15 protein-coding genes are annotated in these 17,774 nt (G+C 69.9%); 5 read left to right on the forward strand and 10 right to left on the reverse strand.

Annotated features, from left to right (window positions below; genetic code table 11):
- Positions 1 to 118: 118 nt before the first annotated feature.
- Positions 119 to 1,417 carry a DUF4192 domain-containing protein gene (locus tag NBY69_RS28840; RefSeq protein ID WP_266640435.1) on the reverse strand — a complete coding sequence of 433 codons (1,299 nt, stop codon included), beginning with the start codon at positions 1,415 to 1,417 and terminating at the stop codon, positions 119 to 121.
- Positions 1,418 to 1,778: 361 nt separating this feature from the next.
- On the opposite strand from NBY69_RS28840, the gene NBY69_RS28845 reads away from it, so the two are divergent.
- Positions 1,779 to 2,495, forward strand: a complete 717-nt coding sequence (locus tag NBY69_RS28845) for a 4'-phosphopantetheinyl transferase superfamily protein (RefSeq protein WP_250304818.1) — start codon at positions 1,779 to 1,781, stop codon at positions 2,493 to 2,495.
- A 76-nt stretch (positions 2,496 to 2,571) separates the two neighbouring features.
- Here NBY69_RS28845 and NBY69_RS28850 read toward each other — a convergent pair whose 3' ends face one another.
- Entirely contained in the window at positions 2,572 to 4,731 is a 2,160-nt protein-coding gene (locus NBY69_RS28850; protein WP_250304819.1) for a RecQ family ATP-dependent DNA helicase, read from the reverse strand.
- Between the two features lie 137 nt (positions 4,732 to 4,868).
- On the opposite strand from NBY69_RS28850, the gene NBY69_RS28855 reads away from it, so the two are divergent.
- Positions 4,869 to 5,438 (forward strand): MepB family protein, encoded by a 570-nt coding sequence (locus NBY69_RS28855; RefSeq protein WP_250304820.1) that lies wholly within the window; start codon positions 4,869 to 4,871, stop codon positions 5,436 to 5,438.
- A gap of 232 nt (positions 5,439 to 5,670) precedes the next feature.
- The gene (locus NBY69_RS28860; RefSeq protein WP_250304821.1) at positions 5,671 to 6,303 is read left to right on the forward strand and encodes a hypothetical protein; all 633 of its coding nucleotides are present in this window, start codon (positions 5,671 to 5,673) and stop codon (positions 6,301 to 6,303) included.
- An 84-nt stretch (positions 6,304 to 6,387) separates the two neighbouring features.
- Here the strand turns inward: NBY69_RS28860 and NBY69_RS28865 are convergent, their stop codons facing one another.
- The 3 genes from NBY69_RS28865 to NBY69_RS28875 form a co-directional block, all read right to left on the reverse strand.
- The gene (locus NBY69_RS28865) at positions 6,388 to 7,059 is read right to left on the reverse strand and encodes a hypothetical protein (RefSeq protein ID WP_250304851.1); all 672 of its coding nucleotides are present in this window, start codon (positions 7,057 to 7,059) and stop codon (positions 6,388 to 6,390) included.
- A gap of 89 nt (positions 7,060 to 7,148) precedes the next feature.
- The gene (locus NBY69_RS28870) at positions 7,149 to 7,859 is read right to left on the reverse strand and encodes a ribonuclease HII (RefSeq protein WP_250304822.1); all 711 of its coding nucleotides are present in this window, start codon (positions 7,857 to 7,859) and stop codon (positions 7,149 to 7,151) included.
- A 60-nt stretch (positions 7,860 to 7,919) separates the two neighbouring features.
- On the reverse strand, positions 7,920 to 8,555 hold the full coding sequence (locus NBY69_RS28875) for a TetR/AcrR family transcriptional regulator (protein WP_250304823.1): 636 nt from the start codon (positions 8,553 to 8,555) through the stop codon (positions 7,920 to 7,922).
- Positions 8,556 to 8,762: 207 nt separating this feature from the next.
- On the opposite strand from NBY69_RS28875, the gene NBY69_RS28880 reads away from it, so the two are divergent.
- Entirely contained in the window at positions 8,763 to 10,322 is a 1,560-nt protein-coding gene (locus NBY69_RS28880; protein ID WP_250304824.1) for an MFS transporter, read from the forward strand.
- A gap of 105 nt (positions 10,323 to 10,427) precedes the next feature.
- Here the strand turns inward: NBY69_RS28880 and NBY69_RS28885 are convergent, their stop codons facing one another.
- The 5 genes from NBY69_RS28885 to nrdR form a co-directional block, all read right to left on the reverse strand.
- Positions 10,428 to 11,357, reverse strand: coding sequence for an ADP-ribosylglycohydrolase family protein (locus NBY69_RS28885; RefSeq protein WP_250304825.1), 930 nt, complete (start codon positions 11,355 to 11,357; stop codon positions 10,428 to 10,430).
- 12 nt (positions 11,358 to 11,369) lie between these two features.
- Positions 11,370 to 12,029 carry a histidine phosphatase family protein gene (locus NBY69_RS28890; protein ID WP_250304826.1) on the reverse strand — a complete coding sequence of 220 codons (660 nt, stop codon included), beginning with the start codon at positions 12,027 to 12,029 and terminating at the stop codon, positions 11,370 to 11,372.
- A 46-nt stretch (positions 12,030 to 12,075) separates the two neighbouring features.
- Positions 12,076 to 12,681: a YdbC family protein gene (locus tag NBY69_RS28895; RefSeq protein WP_250304827.1), complete on the reverse strand. Its 606-nt coding sequence runs from the start codon at positions 12,679 to 12,681 to the stop codon at positions 12,076 to 12,078.
- 116 nt (positions 12,682 to 12,797) lie between these two features.
- Positions 12,798 to 15,674 carry a vitamin B12-dependent ribonucleotide reductase gene (locus tag NBY69_RS28900; RefSeq protein WP_250304828.1) on the reverse strand — a complete coding sequence of 959 codons (2,877 nt, stop codon included), beginning with the start codon at positions 15,672 to 15,674 and terminating at the stop codon, positions 12,798 to 12,800.
- A gap of 127 nt (positions 15,675 to 15,801) precedes the next feature.
- A complete protein-coding gene (gene nrdR, locus NBY69_RS28905; RefSeq protein WP_250304829.1) occupies positions 15,802 to 16,314 on the reverse strand; it encodes a transcriptional regulator NrdR in 513 nt (170 codons plus the stop codon).
- Between the two features lie 502 nt (positions 16,315 to 16,816).
- Between nrdR and lexA the strand changes: the two genes are divergently transcribed.
- Positions 16,817 to 17,611, forward strand: coding sequence for a transcriptional repressor LexA (gene lexA / locus NBY69_RS28910; protein WP_250304830.1), 795 nt, complete (start codon positions 16,817 to 16,819; stop codon positions 17,609 to 17,611).
- Positions 17,612 to 17,774 lie beyond the last annotated feature (163 nt).

Consider the following 17,774-nt stretch of genomic DNA (forward strand, 5'->3'; position numbering starts at 1 on the left):
CTCCCTGACGATAAACACGCCCTTCGGTATCCGAAGTGTTCTTCGATTCCTGCCTCGTCCGCCCTGCCCGACGACCCCAACGGGAGGCGTCGGGCAGCCTTCTTCACCGTCCCCGCCGTCATTGCCTGTTCCTCGTGCCGCCGCGCTGCCCGCTACGACGCCGTGCGTCCGTGCGCGCCACGGCGGCCCCGGGGCGGTCCGTTCCGCACGGTGTGTCCTGGCGGCTGCCGGGCGGCTTCGGAGGTTTGCGCCTGCTGCCCGCAGCGGAGGGCTTCCGGGGCGCCACCCGGCTGCTCCGTTCCTGACGCAGGCAGTGCCGCAGCGCCTCCGGGTCGAGGCCTTCGTTGCACGCCTGGTGAAGCAGCCGGGCAAAGGTGTAATCCGGGTCGAGCCGCAGGGCGTGCCCGAGGGCCACCCGCGCACCGGGCTCGTCCCCTGTCGACCAGGCCACCCATCCCGCGAGGGTGAGTGGCGCCGCACCGTACTCGGCGTACGGGCCGACACAGCGCCGCGACAGAGCACGCCACAGCCGCAGCACAGATCCGGCCGCAGGTCCCTCCATCCACTCGGCGGCCCGGTCCCGGGTCGTGCGGTCCTGCAGCCCCAGAAGGATCACGGCGGCCTCCTCGTCCGTGATGAGCGCGTCGTCCGCCGCGTCGGCCTGTGGCCAGTCCGGGGCCTGTGGCGTCTGTTCGATGCGCCGGACGAGCCGCCGGGCCGCATCCAGCGTCTCGTCGCCGACCTGTTCACGATCGGCTCCGGCGAGAATCCGCGGCACGAGAGCGCCGGCCGCTTCGTCCAGGGCCTTCTCCTGCGCCCCGGTGCGCGGCGGCTGCCACGGGGACAGCCTGGCTTCCATTTCGCGCAGTGAGCCGCGCACCTGGATGCCCGCGTACGCGGCAGCCGCGGCCATCACCGAGGTCCCGGGCAGGACCAGCGGTGTCCCGTCCGGTGGGCAGCAGCGCGCGTCCGGGCAGCAGTACGAGAAGAACCTGCCGCCGGAGATGCACAGCGCTTCCGGAACGGGAACGTCCCGGGAACCGCAGGCCGTACGCAGGTGCTGGGCGAAGGGGCGCAGCCGCTCCATGACGTCCGCGGGCGTCTCCCCGGGCTCCGGGTCCTGGCACAGGAAGACGATGATGCCCTCGGGCCGGGGCCCTCGCTGCTCGCTGCCGGTGACGAGGCCGTCGGCGAGCTGCTCGGCAACGGGCTGCCACTCCTGCGGCGCGTGCGGAATACCGAGCCTGAGCCGTCCTCCGAAGCGGCCCCGGCGCCCCTGCAGCGCGACCATCACGACCGAGTCGGTCGGATGGAAACCCAGCAAGTAGGGGAGGGCGTCGGCGAGTTCGGCGGGACCACGCAGGGTGATCTGTTCCTGGGCGGCAGAGGGACCTGTGGGTTCGTGGTGCTTGTTCATGGCTCGAAGATCCCGCGATCTCCAAGGATCCGCGAGCCCTGTGGATAACTTTGTCCACAGGCTCGCGAACCTCGTGCGCGCACTGCCGGTACGGCCGTTCCCTGTGCACAGGACATAGCCCTGACGCGAGTCGGACGACATGTCACCAACCGCGAAGCCAGGCCGCCACGCCCAGGATTTTCAGATCAACACCCGTAAATCGACGGGCAGTTAGGATCCGGCACAGGTAGTGCGGCGGAGGCTGCGGAGACCCGGCCGAGGACCACGCGCCCCGTGCGGACACCCGGTACCGTCTGCTCTCCGGTGCGCCCGCAGAACACGCGGGCGACCCGACGGACCATCCGGACGGAGAACAACCGCGGTGACAACTCCTCGCCTTCTGCTGCTCGAAGCTTCCTCTGCTCACCGGGCCGCGCCAGGACGCGCCGGGGCCGCCGCGGTCTGGCTGGTGGACGCGGTCCGGCAGGGCCCGGTCGCGTTCCGGCTGGCGCCGGATGTGCTGGACGCGGAGGAGAAGGAGCGCGCGGCGGCGTTCCGCCGGGAGCAGGACCGGCGGTGCTACGTGGCGGCGCACGTGGCGCTGCGCGTGGTGCTCGGCGAGCACCTGGGAACGGAGCCGGGCGGGATTCCGCTCGTCCGGGAACCCTGCGCCGGGTGCGGGGGCCCGCACGGACGGCCCGTGATCGCGGACGTGCCCGTGCATTTCTCCCTCTCGCACAGCGGTGACCTCGCCCTGCTGGCCGTCGCCGCCGTCCCGGTCGGTGTCGACGTCGAGGCCGTGCCGTCCCCGGTGGTCGTGCGGGAGGTCGGTGAGCGTCTGCATCCCCGCGAGAGGGCGGAGCTGGCGCGGCTGCCGGAGGAACGGCGCCCGGAAGCCTTCGCCCGGGTCTGGGCGCGCAAGGAGGCCTATCTGAAGGGGCTGGGGGTCGGCCTCGTCCGCGGTATCGGGCTCGACTACGTGGGAACGGACGCGTCCGCTGTGAACCCCCGGCCGGGCTGGTCGGTGGGTGATGTGGAGGTGCCCGAGGGGTTCGCCGGAGCGGTGGCCGTGGCGAGCTCGGAGTACGCCGGTCTCTGACCTCACCGGGGTACTGCGGGCAGGGGCGCAAGCCTGCCCGTCACGTCGACGGGCAGGTGTCACGCACGGGACATACTCAGGCCGCCGTGGCGAGGACCAGCGGAAGGACCCCGTCGGCGCCCGCGCGACGCAGCAGGCGGGCGACGACCGCGAGGGTCCAGCCGGAGTCCGTGCTGTCGTCCACGAGCAGCACCGGACCGGAAGCACCGGCCAGCGTGCCGGCGAGATCCTCGGGGACGGCGAAGGCGGCGGACAGGGCCTGGAGGCGCTGGGCGGAGTTGCTGCGGTGCGCCGAGTGCGCGCCGTCGGGCCCGGTGTACGCGAGGGTGCCGAGGAAGGGGAGGCGCCCGATGGTGGCGACCTGCTCGGCGAGGGAGGCGACGAGCCGGGGACGGGTCAGGGAGGGTACGGCGACGACGCCCACCGGCCGGGCGGACGCTTCCGGGCCGTCGGACGCCCAGCCGCCGGGAGAGCGGGCCCAGTCCGCGAGGACGGTCACCGCGGCCCGCAGGACGTCATCCGGGACCGGCCCGTCGGACGCCTGCGCGGCCAGCAGCGGGCGCAGCCGGTTGCCCCAGCCGATGTCCGAGAGCCGCCCCAGGGCCCGCCCGGGGGCACACTGTTCCCTGGCCGGGATTCGACCCTTGAGATCGATGCCCAGGGCGGGCATCCCCGTCGGCCACATCCGGCGCGGCTCGACCTCCACCCCCGGACGGTCCAGTTCGCTCGTCGCGCCTGCCAGCGCCTCGGTCGACACCGCGGGGTCGAGCCACACTCCCGCGCAGTTGTCGCAGCGTCCGCAGGCGGTCGCCTTCTCGTCGTCGAGCTGGCGGCGCAGGAACTCCATCCGGCAGTCGGACATGCTGACGTAGTCGCGCATGGCCTGCTGCTCGGCCGCACGCTGCCGCGCCACCCAGGCGTAACGCTCCGAGTCGTGCGTCCAGTCGGCACCGGTGGTCGTCCAGCCGCCCTTCACCCGCCGGACCGCGCCGTCCACGTCCAGCACCTTGAGCATCATCTCCAGCCGGCTGCGCCGCAGGTCCACCAGGGCTTCCAGAGCGGGCACGGACAGCGGCCGGCCGGCGTCGGCGAGGGCCGCGAGGGTCTGGCGGACCTGCCCCTCGGGCGGGAAGGCGACCTCGGCGAAGTAACGCCAGATCGCTTCGTCCTCCTTGCCCGGCAGCAGCAGCACATCGGCGTGGGCCACCCCGCGACCGGCGCGGCCCACCTGCTGGTAGTAGGAGATGGGCGAGGACGGCGATCCGAGATGGACGACGAAGCCGAGGTCCGGCTTGTCGAATCCCATGCCCAGCGCGGAGGTCGCGACCAGCGCCTTGACCCGGTTCGCGAGCAGATCGGCCTCGGCCTGCTGGCGGTCGGCGTTCTCGGTGCGCCCGGTGTAGGAGGCCACGGCGAAGCCACGGCTCCGCAGAAAAGCGGTGACCTCCTCGGCGGCCGACACGGTCAGGGTGTAGATGATCCCGGAGCCCGGCAACTCGTCCAGGTGCTCGGCGAGCCAGGCCAGCCGGTGCGCGGCGTCCGGCAGCCGGACCACGCCCAGCCGCAGGCTCTCCCTCTCCAGGGTGCCGCGCAGCACCAGCGCCTCTCCCGCGCCCGTGCCCAGCTGATCGGCCACATCCGCGGTGACCCGGGCGTTCGCGGTCGCGGTGGTCGCCAGCACGGGCACACCCGGGGACAACTCGGCCAGCATCGTGCGCAGCCTGCGGTAGTCGGGCCGGAAGTCGTGGCCCCAGTCGGAGATGCAGTGCGCCTCGTCGACCACCAGCAGGCCGGTCGTGGCCGCCAGTTCGGGGAGCATCCGCTCGCGGAAATCAACCGAATTGAGGCGTTCCGGGCTCACCAGGAGAACATCGACCTCGCCCTGCTCGACCTCCCGGTGGATGGCATCCCACTCCTCCGGATTGGCCGAGTTGATCGTGCGTGCCTGGATACCGGCCCGCGCGGCCGACTCGACCTGGTTCCGCATCAGCGCGAGCAGCGGCGAAATGATCACGGTAGGACCCGAGCCGCGCCGCCGGAGCAGAGCGGTGGCCACGAAGTACACCGCCGACTTGCCCCAGCCGGTGCGCTGCACCACCAGAGCGCGGCGCCGGTCCACCACCAGGGCGGCCACCGCCTGCCACTGGTCCTCCCGCAGCCGCGCCGATCCGCCCGGGTCGCCGACCAGCTCAGCGAGGATGGCGTCGGCTTCGGCACGCAGCTCCTGGTTACTCATGCCCCCATGCAACCTCACGGCACTGACAAGGACCCAATCCGCCGCCGTGACAAAGAGCACGCGCCCGCTCCGTCCCGGCTGCCGGTGCGTGAGCCCCGGCCGTCGGCGACCATCGGCGTGCATGACAGGGTGGACGAATGGCGACGAATCATACACACCCACCCGATCTCCACCCCACCGGACGCGCACCGTGGTCGGACACCACCCCGGCCCACGACGATCTCCTCGCGGCGAAGGCACGCGTCTACGACCCGTGCGGGTTCACCTGCTCGCAGCCGGTCCCCGAAGCCGAGAGCGCCGCGTACGCCGCCCACACGTTCACCCTCGACGGCCTCTCCGTCCGGTTCCGCGCGGCCAGAACGACCCCCACCAAGGCCGGTCAGTTCGTCACCGTGTGGAAGAGGTCCCCCGGCGGGCCCATCCAGCCCTTCGACGCGGCGGACGCCGTCGACCTCTTCGTCATCAGTACCCGCGACCGCCATCACTTCGGCCAGTTCGTCCTTCCCCTGGACACGCTCCGCCGGCACGGGGTCGTATCGGCGAACGGTTCGGGCGGGAAGCGGGCCTTCCGCGTCTACCCGCCCTGGGTGACCACCGCCAACCGCCAGGCCGGCAAGGCGCAGGAGTGGCAGCTGGGCCACTTCCTGCACCTGCCGCAGGACGGACCCGTCGGCTCCGCCCGCGCCCGGGAGCTGTACCACCCGTAGGACGGTGCCGCAGTGCTGGAAGGAGTCACGCCCGCTCTTCCTGGGCAGGGATAGGCGCACCGCCCCCGGAGATTTCCGACAGTCGTGCGAACCGGCCGTTGCCGCCCGTTCGTACGACGGGAAGAATTGGAGACGCTCCCCGCACGGCCCGCCCGCGGTTCGGAAGGGCCGTGATCCGGTGTGCCTCATCCGCCCGTGCCCGCATCGTGGGCGCGTATGCGAAGGGAGGACCGTGACCTTCGGATTCGCTCCGTCCGCCGCCCTGACCGCCTCGTCGACATCCAGGTCCACCGACTCCGGCAACCGGCTCGGCAGACTCCTCGAACCTGCCGAATGGGCCGCCGCGGAAATACCGCTGCTCCGCAGTCCGCGTGACGTGGTCACCGGCCTGTACTCCCGGCACCGTCCCGTTCCCTCGACCGCTGTGGTCGCGGTGCTCGAACACGACGAACGCCTCGCCGCGAGCGCCTCGTTCGCCCGGCGCACCGGCCCCGCGGACGGCTGGGACTTCCGTAACGCCCTGCTCGCGCACCTGCGCCGCGTCATCCCGCACGATCTGCGCCGCCGCACACCGGTGCGTACCGCCGTCCTGCTCTACTGCCGCGAGGGTGACGAGCGCTGGACGGAGGAGGACGGGGCCTGGATGTGGGGACTGCGCGACGCCTGCACACTGCACGGGCTGCGCTGCGGCTCGTACATCACACTCACCCGCGGCGGGTGGCAGGTCCTGGGCGAAGGCCGCGGCGGCCGTCGGCCCAACTCCCTTGCCCGTCCTGCCGACAGCTCCGGGACCGGGACGGATCCGGCCCCCGTACCGCTGCGTTCGGGCACGACCGCCGCACTGCGCCGCGCCGCCGCTCGCTGAACGCAGCGGCTGCCCGACGGCCCCGGTACGCCACCGCCCGGCGCACCCCTGTCGAGGGGCGGCCGGGCGGTGGGGACGTACGGTTCAGACACCTGCTCCCAGCACGGCATTGACCCGCTGCGGGTCACCGCAGACGATCAGCAGCGCTTCGGCACGCTCCCTGGCCACGGGCAGCACCCGGGCGACGGACTCGTCGGAACCGCCGTTGAGCGCGACGACCACCACGGGCCTGGCCTTCGCACGGCCCACCGCGGCGGCGTCCGCGTAGAAGACGTCCTCACGGGCGTCGTGCTGGGCCCAGTAGGCCGCTTCACCGAAGGACAGCTCGTGCGCCGCCCACGGGTGCTGCTCGCCGGTGGTGAGCAGCAGCACGTCACCCGGCAGCCGCCCGGCGTCGAGCAGCAGGTCGACGGCCTCCTCCGCGGCATCGAGCGAACCGTCCGCCGTAGCGGGGATCAGCTGGAGCTGCGGAGTGGAGGAGTCTCCCGAAGGGGTCTCCGGGCGGGCCGCCGGACGGTTGTCCGAACGGGCCTGCGTCGGCAGGGAAGAGGATGTCCGCTGGACGGGAGGCGCGGAGGGCGCAGGCCGGGCAGCAGGACGGGGCCCCGGACGAGCGGGGCGTGGCACGGCCGCGGGACGCGGGCCGGGTACAGGACGAGGGGTCGACGCGGTGCGGCCGGCGGCCGGAGCGCTGCGGGGACCCTGGGCACTCTCGTGAATCTGAGACTCCTCGGGGATGAGAGGCGAGAAATGGATGTCTATCAAACGGCGGTGCGCCACCCACCATCGGGTTGGCACGTCAGTGCGACTCGAACGGAGAGGATCTCCGCCGGTCCACTGAAAGTTCAGAAGTCGAAGCCGAGTTGGCCCCCGCTTTCCAGTGCGACAGCCTCCGCGGAGGAACGGGTCTTCTTCAGATGCCGCCACTGGGGCAGTCCGTCCAGATAGGACCAGGAGAGCCGGTGGTACGGGGTGGGCCCCCGCTCCTCCAGCGCGGCTTTGTGCACAGGCGAGGGGTAGCCCGCGTTGGCATCGAAGGCGAAGCCCGCACACACATCGGAGTGCGTGGCCAGCTCCGCCATCATCGCGTCCCTGCGCACCTTGGCGATCACCGAGGCGGCTGCTACGGCGATACAGGACTGGTCGCCCTTGATCACCGTACGGACCCGCCAGGGCAGTCCCAGGTAGTCGTGCTTGCCGTCGAGAATCACCGCGTCCGGGCGGACCGGAAGCGCGTCGAGCGCGCGCACGGCGGCGAGCCGCAGCGCGGCTGTCATCCCGAGAGCGTCGATCTCTTCCGGGGAGGCGTCTCCGAGTCCGTAGGCGGTGACCCACGACTCCAGCAGCCCGGCCAGCGCGGTGCGGCGCTTGGGGCTGATCAACTTGGAGTCGGTGAGACCCGTCGGCGGTCGACGCAGTCCGGTGACGGCGGCGCAGACGGTGACGGGACCGGCCCAGGCCCCGCGTCCGACCTCATCGACACCGGCGACGATCTTGGCACCCGTGGTGGCGCGCAGTGAGCGCTCGACGGTGTGCGTGGGTGGTTCGTACGGCATGGCGCCAGCCAGGTTACGCCGCCGGACACCCGGTGCGACACCCCGGTGCCGCACCGGGCTTCAGCGACCGTACGGACGCAGTAGCGGCACCATCACTTCGTCGATCATCCGGGCGAGGTCACCATCCGGAAATTCACTTCCGCACACTTTTGATCGGTACATCATCAACCCCGGAATAACGTCACGAACCAGATCGCTCACCGCATCCGGACGGACGTCGCCACGCTCGATTCCGCGAGACACCACGTCATCGAAGAGCCGCGCCGAAGGTTCGATCACCTTCTGAAAGATCAGCCCGTGGAACCGCTCGGCCGCGGCGCTGTCACATTCGTGAAGCACCGAGCGCAATGCAAATCCCGGCTTGGAGAACATCGCGTCCCGGATCCTGCGGCAGAGCTGGTAGAGATCCTCGCGCACACTGCCGTGATCGACGGCCGCCCGCAGGTCGGGCAGCGCGGCCTGCAGGGCGTCGACGACCAGATCCTCCTTGGACGGCCAGCGGCGGTAGACGGCCGCCTTCCCCGTCTGCGCCCCGGCAGCGACCCGCTCCATGGTGAGGCCGTTCCAGCCGACCGTACTCAACTGCTCCAGTGCGGATCCGAGGATCGCCCGCTCCAGCACCGCCCCCCGGCGGCGTGGAGAAACGGACGGCTCCCCCGACTCCTCCGACTCCCCGGCCCAGCGCGAAGCATCCATCTGTCCCACTCCGTCGAGACCGACCCCGGCGCGGTCGGTTGATCAAGGGTTCCAGTGTCACCGACGGACGGACCCTGGTCGACTCCCCTGCCGCCGCCCGTTCTTCCACACAGCTCTTAGTGAACGCTTGCGTTCCCTAAGCCGACCTCGCTACTGTCACCGACGGGGGACGACTCGGTACACCAACTCGTCGCAGGGGGAAGCTTCATGACTGCTGATCAGATAGGCGCGCCGCCGCGCGAGGCGTCCGCGCCACCCGGTGCCGGGCGCCCGGCACACGCAGGTCTCGCGCTCATAGTGATCGCCGCCTGCCAGCTCATGGTGGTGCTCGACGCGACCATCGTGAACATCGCTCTGCCGCACATCCAGACCGCGCTCGGCTTCTCCACCAGCAACCTCACCTGGGTGATCAACGCCTATGCGCTCACCTTCGGCGGACTGCTCCTGCTCGGCGGCCGGGCCGGTGATCTGCTGGGCCGACGCCGGATGTTCATCACCGGCATCCTGCTCTTCACGCTCGCCTCGCTGCTCGGCGGATTCGCCCAGGAACCCTGGCAACTGCTCGCGGCGCGCGCTCTGCAGGGCGTCGGCGGCGCCATCGCCTCACCCACCGCCCTGGCACTGGTCGCCACCACATTCCCCGAGGGTCCCGAACGCAATCGGGCCTTCGGGGTCTTCGCCGGTGTCTCCGCGGGCGGCGGCGCGCTCGGCCTGCTGGCCGGCGGCATGCTCACCGACTGGCTCGACTGGCGCTGGGTGCTCTTCGTGAACGTGCCGATCGGCCTGTTCATCGCCTTCCTCGCCCCGCGCTACATCAACGAATCCGCACGCCACCCGGGCCGCTTCGACATCACCGGCGCCGTCACCTCCACGGCGGGCATGGCCACGCTCGTCTACGGATTCATCCGGGCCGCCAACAACGGCTGGAGCGACGCCCTCACCCTGACCTCCTTCGCCGCCGCAGTCGTGCTCCTCCTCGCGTTCGTCGCGGTGGAGCGCGGTTCGGCGCAGCCCATCACCCCGCTGCGGATGTTCGCGGACCGCAATCGCGCGGGCACGTACCTGATCATGCTCAGTCTGGCCGCCGCGATGATGGGGATGTTCTTCTTCATCGTGCTGTTCGTGCAGGACGTACTGCGCTACAGCGCCGTCAGGGCCGGCCTGGCCTTCCTGCCGGTGACCGTCGCCATCGTCACCGCCGCCGGGCTCTCCAGCCGGCTTCTGCCGAAGGTCGGCCCCAAACCCTTCATGGTGACCGGAAGCATCCTCGCCACGATCGGCACCGGCTGGCTGACGCAGATCGACCCCGGCAGCTCGTACGCGGGCGGCATCCTCGGCCCCATGGTGCTCTTCGGTCTCGGGATGGGACTGAACTTCGTCACGCTGACCCTGACAGCGGTCTCCGGCGTCGCCGACAGCGAGTCCGGCGCCGCATCCGGACTGCTCAACACCACCCAGCAGGTCGGCGGCGCTCTCGGCCTCTCCATCCTGACGACCGTCTTCGGCACGGCCAGCCGGCACGAAGGCACCGAGCAGGTCGCGAAGTTCCTCGCCGACGGAACCGCTCAGCAGAAGATGGCATTCGCGAAGTCACACACCCTGCCCGCCCCCTGGAGCGACGCGATCCTCGCGCACGGCATCGGCACGGCCTTCATCGCAGCGGGCGGTCTCGCCGCCCTGGCGGCGCTCACCGCGCTGTTCGTCATCCAGGTGCGCAAGAGCGACCTGGAGGCGCTCAGCGGCACGGCGGGCCCCGGCGCCGTCTGATTCAGGGCCTCACACGTCCGGACAGCCGCAGAGCCGCTCCAGCGGCGAGGCACACGCTCGCCGGCGATCCCGGGACTCCGCAGCGCCCGTCGTCACCTCACCGCGTCACGACGGGCGCGACGGAGTCCACGCCGGAAGATCCTCGGTCCGCGCCAGCCACTCGGCAGGAGGCGCCCCGCCCTGTCCCGCCGCGACCACTCCCCCGGCAATGGCGCAGGTCGTGTCGATGTCGCCGCCCACCTGGGCCGTCGTCCAGAACGTCCGCTCGAAGTCGCCGAGCCCGCGCGCCGCGGACCAGAGCGCGAACGGCACGGTGTCGTGCGCACTCGTACGCCGGCCGCACCCCAGGACCGCGGCGACGGTACCGGTGTCGTCGTAGTCCAGCATGTCCCTGGCCCTGCGCAGCCCGGCGCCCACGGCGCTGCGAGGGACGAGCGCGATCACGCCGTCCAGCAGCCCGGCGGGGGACGGCGGCCCCGCGGGATTCGCCGCGAGAGCGGCGGCAGCCGCGACGGCCATGCTCCCGACCACCGCTTCACGGTGCTGATGTGTGGTGTACGCGGAGATCTCCGCCTGGTGCGTGGCCTGTTCCGGGTCGTGCGCGTACCACGCGCCGAGCGGCGCGATCCGCATCGCGGCGCCGTTGCCCCACGAGCCCTGGCCGTCGAAGAGGCCGCTGGCCAGCTCACGCCAGTCGCCGCCCTCCCTGATCAGCCGCAGCATCCGGTTGACCGCGGGGCCGTAGCCGCGGTCGAAGTCGTGGTGCTCGGCGAAGGAGGCGGCGAGCACGTCCTGGTCGATCCGGCCGTGGGAGGCCAGCACGGCCAGTACCGAACAGGCCATCTCGGTGTCGTCGGTCCACTGCCAGGGAGCGGACGGCAGCTCACGGCGGGCGAGGAGCGGGTAATTGTCGGGAACGAAGAACTGGGAACCCAGGGCATCTCCCACGGAGAGCCCACGCAGGCTGGCCCAGGCACGTCCGAAAGCATCGGGAAGAGACCCGGAAACGGAGTCAGAAGCGGATTCGGCGGTCATCTCGACCCCACTCTAACCGGTGACGCCGTACGGCTCAGGAACGCGCCAGTGCTCGAACGGCTGGTCAAGCGTGTACCTGCCGTCCGCCCCCAGCAGAAGTGTCCGCGTCTCGGCGTTCCCAGGATTCGCCAGCGCCTCGAACTCTGCGACCGACCAGTGGAACCAGCGCATGCAGAAGAGCCGCATGGTCAGACCGTGCGTGACCAGCAGGACGTTCGGCGGATGATCCGGCGCCTCGAAACTGCGGTGCAGACTCTCCAGGAAGGACCCGACCCGGTCGTAGACATCGGCGCCGGACTCCCCCTGCGCGAACCGGTAGAAGAAATGGCCGTACGCGTCCCGGTACGCCTTCTGGAGGCGCACGTCGTCGCGGTCCTGCCAGTTCCCCCAGTCCTGCTCACGCAGCCGGGGCTCCTCCCTGACCCGCACCCGTTCCGGATCGAGGCCGAAGGCGCGGAATGTCTCGTGGGTGCGGCGGTACGGCGAGACATAGGTACTGACCCGTTCCTGCCCGAACAGCTCGCGCAGCCGGACGCCCGTCTCCTCCGCCTGGCTCACACCGGACGGGGTCAGCCTCAGGGCGTGGTCGGGTTCGCGTTCGTACACCGTGTCATCGGCGTTGCCCTCCGACTCGCCGTGCCGGACAAGGACGATGCGTTGTGGTCGTGCCATGCCAAGACCCTAGATCGAATCCCTGTCCGATGCGTCGGCCGCCCGTTCAGACCGTCCAGGACGGTTCCAGCTGCACGACATCGCCCGCCAGCGCCGTCACATCGGCGTCGAGCTGGGCACGCAGGGAGAGCCGCTCGATCCGCTCCGGCCGGTACTTCCCGCGCTCGGCCGCCGACTGCCACATGGACAGCACCAGGAACTCGTCCCCCGGCGCCTCCCCGAACAGCCCTCTCAGCATTCCCGGCGAGCCCGCCATCGCGGGGTTCCAGACCTTCTCCTGCATCAGCGCGAAGTGCTCGACCCGGTCCGTACGCACCCGGCTGTGAGCGACCCGGACGACGTCCGCGTCCTCGAAGCGGGGTTCGAATCCCGTCTTCACGTCGAAGCGGTGGTCGAACAGCTTGGCCTGCATGTCCTGGTACGTGCCCGCCTGAGCGGCAGCGATCCGGTCGTGCGAGCGCGCCATGAACGAGTCGTAGAAGGGACGGCTCTCCCAGAAGGCGAACACATGGGCCACACCCTGCCGACCGCGGCTCCAGCCACCCCCCTGTCCCCGGAATCCCGGCTCACCCAGCAGCCCCGCCCACCTCCGCTGCCCCTGCTCGAACCCACGAGGATCTGTCACCGTGCAGCGAATCCACTTGACCAGCACGGCGCCATCGTACGGCCAGGAGAGTGACACCGGTCATGGTCCGGCAGAGTGCGTCAGGGCGGTGACCGAATTCCGGTCACCGCCCTGTCTCACTTCACCGGCCGCTCAGCCGGAAATCAGCTGCATCCGCTGGTCGAGCCGCAGCCCTCGCACAGGTAGCAGCTGCCCGCACGGCGCATCTTCGTACCGCAGGAGAAGCACAGGGGCGCGTCGGCGTTCAGGCCGAGCGTGATCTCCATCAGCTCCGTCGAGTTGTGCGCCTGCTTGGGAGCGGGCGCCTCCGCGACGGCCTCCGGCTTCGCGGGGACAGCCTTCGGGGGCTCCACCTGGCGGGGCGCCGACTGGGACAGTCCCTCGACATCCACGTCGTCGTCACCCGGCTCGTAGGAACCGGTGTCCAGGTGCCGCTGACGCTCCGCAGCCGAGTGGATACCCAGCGCCGAACGCGTTTCGAACGGCAGGAAGTCCAGGGCCAGGCGACGGAAGATGTAGTCGACGATCGACTGCGCCATCCGTACGTCCGGGTCGTCGGTCATCCCGGCCGGCTCGAAGCGCATGTTCGTGAACTTGGAGACGTAGGTCTCCAGCGGGACGCCGTACTGCATGCCGACCGAGACGGCGATCGAGAAGGCGTCCATCATGCCCGCGAGGGTCGAGCCCTGCTTGGACATCTTCAGGAAGACCTCACCGAGACCGTCGTCCGGGTAGGAGTTGGCGGTCATGTACCCCTCGGCGCCGCCCACCGTGAACGAGGTGGTGATGCCGGGACGGCCCTTGGGCAGGCGCTTGCGGACCGGACGGTACTCGATGACCTTCTCGGTCTTCGGCTCCTCCTTGGCCTCGACATCCTTCGTCTTGGCGGAGAGGGGCTGGCCGACCTTGGAGTTCTCGACGTACACGGCGAGTGCCTTGGTGCCGAGCTTCCAGCCCTGGAGGTAGATCTCCTCGACGTCCTCGACCGTGCTGGACGCGGGCATGTTGACCGTCTTGGAGATGGCACCGGAGAGGAACGGCTGGGCCGCCGCCATCATCCGTACGTGACCCATGGGCGCGATCGAACGCTCGCCCATGGCGCAGTCGAAGACCTCGTAGTGCTCCTGCTTGAGGCCCGGGGCATCGACGACATTGCCGTGGTCGGCGATGTGGGCGACGATCGCCTCGACCTGCTCGGGCTGGTAGCCGAGACGCTTGAGGGCCTTGGGGACCGTGTTGTTCACGATCTGCATCGAGCCGCCGCCGACGAGCTTCTTGAACTTGACCAGGGCCAGGTCCGGCTCGACGCCCGTGGTGTCGCAGTCCATCATCAGGCCGATGGTGCCGGTCGGCGCGAGCACGGAGGCCTGCGCGTTGCGGAATCCGTTCTGCTCACCGAGCCGCAGGACGTCCTGCCATGCCTCGGTCGCCGCGGCCCAGACCGGGTTGTCCAGGTCGTCGGTGCGGGTGGCAGCCGTGTTGGCGTCGGCGTGCTGCTTCATGACGCGCTTGTGGGCGTCCGCGTTACGGGCGTAGCCGTCGTACGGGCCGACGACCGCGGCCAGCTCGGCGGAGCGCTTGTACGAGGTGCCGGTCATCAGCGAGGTGATGGCGCCGGCGAGCGCCCGCCCGCCGTCGCTGTCGTACGCGTGGCCGGTCGCCATGAGCAGCGCGCCGAGGTTGGCGTAGCCGATGCCCAGCTGACGGAAGGCGCGAGTGGTCTCGCCGATCTTCTGGGTGGGGAAGTCCGCGAAGCAGATCGAGATGTCCATCGCGGTGATGACCAGCTCGACGACCTTCGCGAAGCGCTCGGCGTCGAACGACTGGTTGCCCTGGTCGTCGTCGCGCAGGAACTTCATGAGGTTCAGCGAGGCGAGATTGCACGACGAGTTGTCCAGGTGCATGTACTCGCTGCACGGGTTCGACGCGGTGATCCGGCCGGACTCGGGCGAGGTGTGCCACCGGTTGATGATGTCGTCGTACTGGATCCCCGGGTCGGCACAGACGTGCGCCGCCTCGGCCATCTTGCGGAAGAGCGCCTTGGCGTCGACCTCTTCGATGACCTCGCCGGTCATGCGCGAACGCAGACCGAACGTGGTCCCGGCCTCGACGGCGTTCATGAACTCGTCGTTCACCCGGACCGAGTTGTTGGCGTTCTGGTACTGGACCGACGTGATGTCGTCGCCGCCCAGGTCCATGTCGAAGCCCGCGTCACGCAGCGCGCGGATCTTCTCCTCCTCCTTCACCTTGGTCTCGATGAAGGCCTCGACGTCCGGGTGGTCGACGTCCAGGACGACCATCTTGGCCGCGCGGCGCGTCGCGCCACCGGACTTGATGGTGCCCGCGGAGGCGTCGGCGCCCCGCATGAAGGAGACCGGGCCGGAGGCGTTGCCACCGGAGGAGAGGAGCTCCTTCGAGGAGCGGATACGGGAGAGGTTCAGGCCGGCGCCGGAGCCGCCCTTGAAGATCATCCCCTCTTCCTTGTACCAGTCGAGGATGGACTCCATGGAGTCGTCGACGGAGAGGATGAAACAGGCGCTGACCTGCTGCGGCTGCGCCGTGCCCACGTTGAACCAGACCGGCGAGTTGAAGCTGAAGACCTGGTGCAGCAGCGCGTAGGTGAGCTCGTGGTCGAAGAGCTCGGCGTCCTCCGGGGAGGCGAAGTACCCGTTCTCCTCGCCGGCCTTGCGGTACGTCTTGACCACACGGTCGATGAGCTGCTTGAGGCTGTTCTCACGGTTGTCCGCGCCGACCGCACCGCGGAAGTACTTGCTGGTGACGATGTTGACCGCGTTCACCGACCAGAAGTCGGGGAACTCGACGCCACACTGCTCGAAGTTGACCGAGCCGTCGCGCCAGTTGGTCATGACGACGTCACGGCGTTCCCAGGCAACCTCGTCGTACGGATGCACGCCGGGGGTGGTGTGGATGCGCTCGCTGCGCAGCCCCTGCCGAGTAGCAGCCGCCTTGGATCCCTTTGCGCGGGATCCACGTGCCGGGCCGCTCGCCGTCTCTGTCATGCCGCCTCCCATATGCGGGCTAAAACGCCCAAAAGTGCCCAGTTCTTCTCACGGCACTGTGTCTGTCTGACACCTGCGGCACAGGAAGCGCCGCAGGCAGGTATGTGTGGCCGCCGACCCTGACGGGTCAGTCAGCGGCAGTGGTGGGCACGGGGACCACAGGGGTCCCACCGCACTCGCATTCCACTGCGGGGGGCTGCGCGTCGCGGAGTTCCGCGATGGCGGCCTCGAAGTCTTCGAGTGAATTGAACGCCCGGTAGACGGACGCGAAGCGCAGGTACGCGACAAGGTCGAGTTCCTGCAACGGGCCGAGTATGGCCAGACCCACGTCGTGGGTGGTCAGTTCGGCACTCCCGGTGGCACGCACCGCCTCCTCGACCTGCTGGCCGAGCTTGGCGAGGGCGTCCTCAGTGACCGGCCGCCCCTGGCATGCCTTGCGCACACCCGAGATGACCTTGGTACGGCTGAAGGGTTCGGTGACCCCGCTGCGCTTGACCACCATGAGCGAGGCGCTCTCCACCGTGGTGAAACGGCGGGAGCAGTCGGGGCACTGGCGGCGCCTGCGGATCGACGTGCCGTCGTCCGTGGTGCGGCTGTCGACCACGCGACTGTCAGGGTGCCTGCAGAAGGGGCAGTGCATGATTCCGAGCCTCCTTCGCAGCGTGACTGAATGGCCTCGCCAGGCCCGGAACGAGCCCCTCGAAGCAGCCCCAAGCATAGGCGATGGCCGAGGCCGCGAGGACCACGAACCACAACCTCTGGGTGGCTGCCGCAATCCAACCACTAGATCTGGGGGTTTGGTGCCACTTCCGCCCCGGCGCGTTTCGCGCTTCCACCGACAGCGCGCGGCTCGCCCGAGGGTACGTGAACCGCGTCGGGACCCGGATTCCGGGCCCCTCGATGACAGACTGAGAATGCACTGCGACGCTCCGCAGGGAACACCCCCGCAGCGTGCGGCACCAGCAGCGAACGGTACCGTAATCGACCGAATTGCCTTTCAGCCCCCAGGTCCGCTCATACACCCGAGTGCACGCTCAGGTGAAGGATTTTTCATTTTTTCACTCGAACGTGTGTTTGGCGCAACCTTTCGAAAGCCACTACCGTTGTCCAACTAGGGAGAGAACTTCTCGAGAGGGGCCGACGTGACCACGACCGCAGACAGTGCCACCATCACTGCCCAGGACCGCTCCCAGAACCGACTACAGCCGGTGCATGCCATGAATGACGCAGCTACGGATCCCGAGGGCACGGTGCCTCCGCGACCCGCGCGCTCGCTGCCCGGTCGACCTCCCGGAATCCGGGCGGACAGTTCCGGGCTGACCGACCGGCAGCGACGGGTCATCGAGGTGATCAGGGACTCCGTGCAACGACGTGGCTATCCGCCCTCGATGCGGGAGATCGGTCAGGCGGTCGGGCTGTCGAGCACCTCGTCCGTCGCCCACCAGCTGATGGCGCTGGAGCGCAAGGGTTTCCTGCGCCGTGACCCGCACCGCCCCCGGGCGTACGAGGTCCGCGGCTCCGACCAGCCGAGCACACAGACGACCGACACCACGGGCAAGCCCGCCGCGTCGTACGTCCCCCTGGTCGGCCGGATCGCCGCCGGTGGACCGATCCTGGCCGAGGAGTCGGTGGAGGACGTCTTCCCGCTCCCCCGCCAGCTGGTCGGTGACGGCGAACTCTTCGTACTGAAGGTCGTCGGCGACTCGATGATCGAAGCCGCGATCTGCGACGGCGACTGGGTCACCGTGCGCCGCCAGCCCGTCGCGGAGAACGGCGACATCGTGGCGGCCATGCTGGAGGGCGAGGCCACGGTCAAGCGCTTCAAGCGCGAGGACGGGCATGTCTGGCTTCTCCCGCACAACGCCGCCTATCAGCCGATCGCCGGTGACGAAGCCACGATCCTCGGCAAGGTGGTGGCAGTACTCCGGCGGATGTGACTGCGCCGCCGGCCATGGACCGGGCCCCGGAACCTACTGCGCCGGTTCCGGGGCCCTGCTCTGTCCGCCTCTGTTCTGTCTGCGCTGTCTGCGCTGTCTGCGCTGTCTGCGCAACATCCTGGCGCATCAGGGCACGCCGGAACCCGCTCGGCCGCGCCCGCCG

Origin of the sequence: Streptomyces sp. A 4/2, from assembly GCF_940670765.1 — a bacterium.
GTDB lineage: Bacteria > Actinomycetota > Actinomycetes > Streptomycetales > Streptomycetaceae > Streptomyces.